Raw genomic sequence first — 3,369 nt, 5'->3', positions numbered from 1 at the left:
TCTTCCAGAGAAGAACAGAAATGAATATTGGCAAGGTCGCTGTCTTCTATGAATCCAAGTTCTTTCCAGTTTTGGAAAAGATTCTTCAACGGATCGTAGATTCCTTCGATATTGGCTATGAGGATAGGCGGGCGGCTGGCAGGGGAGGCATAAATGCGGTAGTGGCTGAAGGTGTCTGCCAGTTCTTCCAGAGTGCCGATGCCGCCGGGGAGGACGATGAATGCGTCGCCGGCATTTATCATTTTCTGCTTCCTGGTGATCATGTCCGGTACTTCCAGCAGTTCTGAAATGCCGCGGTGGGCCTGCTCTTTTGCAATGAAAACCTGTGGAATAATGCCTGTCACTTTTCCTCCGGCGGCCATGGCGGCATCGGCGGAGATGCCCATGAGACCTACGGTGCCGCCGCCGTAAATCATATGGAAGCCGCCTTTTCCCAGGGCCTCTCCCAGCCTGCCTGCAAAGGAGGCGAAGGCGGGGCTGTTTCCGAAGCGGGAACCGCAGTAAACCACGATATTCTTATACTTTGCCATAGGTTTTTCCTTCTTTTTACAACAATAATACGGAATGGTGCTATTGTTTATTGTATCATAGGGATGGAAAAAGAGACGGCGTTTCTCATTTCCCGGACGAAATAAAAGCAGGCTGGGAACCGGTTGATCGGACTGCCTGCGGGCTTTTGGAAGTCCCTGTTTCAAGTAAATGGCACGCCAGGAGCCGTGGTAAAAAAGTTGTGCATAAACACGAAGAAAAAAGAGGATAAAAATGTTTGACATCGGTTGATTCTAATGGTATAATTCCAATGTTGCGTGGATTTAGTGTGCTGCAAAGCAGGTGAGAATGAATGACACTGGAAGAATTGAAATCCGGTACATTTGTAGTCGGAATGAAAGAAACTGAGCGGGCTATTGAGAAGCAGGAAGCGGCATGTGTTTTTATTGCCTCTGACTGTGATGAAAGAATTGCACGTCCCCTCATGGAAGCCTGCCAGTCGTCAGGAATTCCTGTGGAACAGGGATTCACTAAAAAGGAAATAGGCCGTGCCTGCGGTATTAAAGTCAAAGCCGCATCCGCTGCTCTTCTTAAATCCCGGTAATATCTTTCGAGGCTATGCCCCGGAGGATCAATTATAAATTTACTATTGAAGAAAGGAGGTGCCCATATTGCCGACAATTAATCAGCTGGTTCGTAAAGGCCGCCAGACTCTGGCTACCAAAGCGAAGACCCCGGCTCTGAAACAGTCCCCACAGAAACGTGGTGTCTGCACCAGAGTTTACACAGCTACCCCGAAGAAGCCGAACTCTGCTCTTCGTAAAGTAGCCCGTGTACGCCTGACCAACGGAATCGAAGTTTCTGCTTACATTCCTGGTGAAGGCCACAACCTGCAGGAACACTCCGTCGTCCTCATCAGAGGCGGCCGTGTTAAGGATCTTCCAGGCGTTCGTTACCACATTATCCGCGGCGCACTCGATACCGTAGGTGTATCCGGTCGTCAGCAGGGCCGTTCCAAATACGGCGCTAAGCGCGAAAAGAAATAATTCATTCGTATTCATTACCTAATGTGACTAACAAAGAACGTTTTAAGGAGGAAATTAACAATGCCGAGAAAAGGTGCTGTTCCGAAACGTGACGTGCTGCCGGATCCCGTGTATGGAAACAAGACAGTAACCCGTTTCATCAATAAGGTTATGCTGGACGGCAAGAAGGGTGTCGCTGAAAAAATCGTTTATGGCGCATTTGACATCTGCCACAGCAAGCTCAACAAAGAACCTATCGAAATTTTTGAACAGGCTCTCAATAATGTTATGCCGGTTCTGGAAGTTCGTGCCCGTCGTGTAGGCGGCGCCAACTATCAGGTGCCGGTTGAAGTCAGAGCAGACCGCCGTCTGACTCTGGGTATCCGCTGGATGGTCAACTATGCCCGCCAGCGCAGCGAACGTACAATGGAAGAACGTCTTGCAGGAGAACTCATGGACGCTTACAACAATACGGGCGCAGCAGTAAAGAAGAAAGAAGATACTCATAAAATGGCTGAAGCCAATAAGGCTTTTGCTCATTACCGCTGGTAATTTTAATAAGGAGAAACAATCGTGGGCAGAGAATTTCCGCTTGAAAAGACAAGAAACATCGGCATCATGGCACACATTGATGCAGGTAAGACAACAACCACGGAACGAATCCTGTATTATACCGGTGTAAACCATAAAATCGGCGAAGTTCATGATGGCGCAGCTACCATGGACTGGATGGCTCAGGAACAGGAACGCGGTATTACCATTACATCTGCTGCTACCACCTGCCACTGGAAAGGCTATCGTGTCAACATCATCGATACCCCAGGGCACGTAGACTTCACTGTAGAAGTTGAACGTTCCCTCCGTGTACTGGATGGCTCCGTAGCTGTATTCAGTGCAAAGGACGGCGTACAGACCCAGTCTGAAACCGTTTGGAGACAGGCAGATCACTACCATGTTCCCCGTATTGCATTCATCAATAAGATGGATACAGTCGGCGCAGATTTCCTGCATGCTGTAAAAACCATCGACACCCGTCTTCATGCCAAAGCTGTTGCCATGCAGCTTCCTATCGGCAAACAGGATACCTTCAAAGGCATCATCGACCTGCTGACAAGAGAAGCTGAAATCTATGACAGCGATGACGGCAAAGAATATCATAAGGAACCGGTTTCCGATGATATGAAAGACATGGTGGAAGAATACCGTGAAAAGATTATCGAAGCTGCATGCGACGGCGACGATGAACTGGCAGAAAAGTACCTGGAAGGCGAAGAAATTTCCATTGATGAAATCAAAGCTTCCATCCGTAAACAGGTACTGAGCTGCAGCCTCTTCCCGGTTTTCTGCGGTTCCGCATATAAGAACAAAGGTATCCAGATGCTCCTGGATGCTGTCATTGATTACCTCCCGTCCCCGCTGGATATTCCTCCGGTAAAGGGTACATCCCTGGACGGCGAAGAAGAAGAACGCCCGGTATCCGACAGCGCTCCGCTGGCTGCTTTGGCATTCAAGATCATGGCAGATCCCTTCGTTGGTAAACTGGCATACTTCCGCGTATATTCCGGTGAAATGCACCAGGGCACCTACGTTCTCAACTCCACAAAGGACAAAAAAGAACGTGTTGGCCGTATCCTTCTGATGCATGCTAACCACCGTAAAGAAATTGATATTGCTTACACCGGCGATATTGCCGCAGCTGTAGGCTTCAAGGATGTTACCACCGGCGACACACTCTGCGACCCGGACAATCCGATCATCCTTGAAAAGATGGAATTCCCGGATCCGGTTATTTCCGTTGCTGTTGAACCGAAGACCAAAGCTGACCAGGAAAAGATGGGCAATGCTCTCCAGAGAC

At 48.9% G+C, this 3,369-nt stretch carries 5 protein-coding genes; 4 read left to right on the top strand and 1 reads right to left on the bottom strand.

All coding sequences use genetic code 11. The features are described 5' to 3' along the window. Positions 1-530, bottom strand: a 530-nt coding sequence (locus ACI4N7_RS01230) for a TIGR00730 family Rossman fold protein (RefSeq protein ID WP_439731550.1), incomplete at its 3' end; no start/stop codon positions are given. Between the two features lie 311 nt (positions 531-841). On the opposite strand from ACI4N7_RS01230, the gene ACI4N7_RS01225 reads away from it, so the two are divergent. The 4 genes from ACI4N7_RS01225 to fusA form a co-directional block, all read left to right on the top strand. Next, positions 842-1,093, top strand: coding sequence for a L7Ae/L30e/S12e/Gadd45 family ribosomal protein (locus tag ACI4N7_RS01225; RefSeq protein WP_439731549.1), 252 nt, complete (start codon positions 842-844; stop codon positions 1,091-1,093). Positions 1,094-1,160: 67 nt separating this feature from the next. Next, entirely contained in the window at positions 1,161-1,535 is a 375-nt protein-coding gene (gene rpsL, locus ACI4N7_RS01220) for a 30S ribosomal protein S12 (RefSeq protein ID WP_008860286.1), read from the top strand. Between the two features lie 60 nt (positions 1,536-1,595). Then, positions 1,596-2,066 (top strand): 30S ribosomal protein S7, encoded by a 471-nt coding sequence (gene rpsG / locus ACI4N7_RS01215; RefSeq protein WP_439731548.1) that lies wholly within the window; start codon positions 1,596-1,598, stop codon positions 2,064-2,066. A 21-nt stretch (positions 2,067-2,087) separates the two neighbouring features. After that, positions 2,088-3,369: elongation factor G (fusA, locus tag ACI4N7_RS01210; protein WP_439731547.1), on the top strand; the 1,282-nt coding region annotated here is incomplete at its 3' end.

This window comes from Dialister sp., assembly GCF_051885895.1.
GTDB lineage: Bacteria > Bacillota > Negativicutes > Veillonellales > Dialisteraceae > Dialister.
The sequence above is the reverse complement of the archived record's forward strand: the minus strand, read 5'-3'. Positions and strand labels throughout refer to the sequence as shown.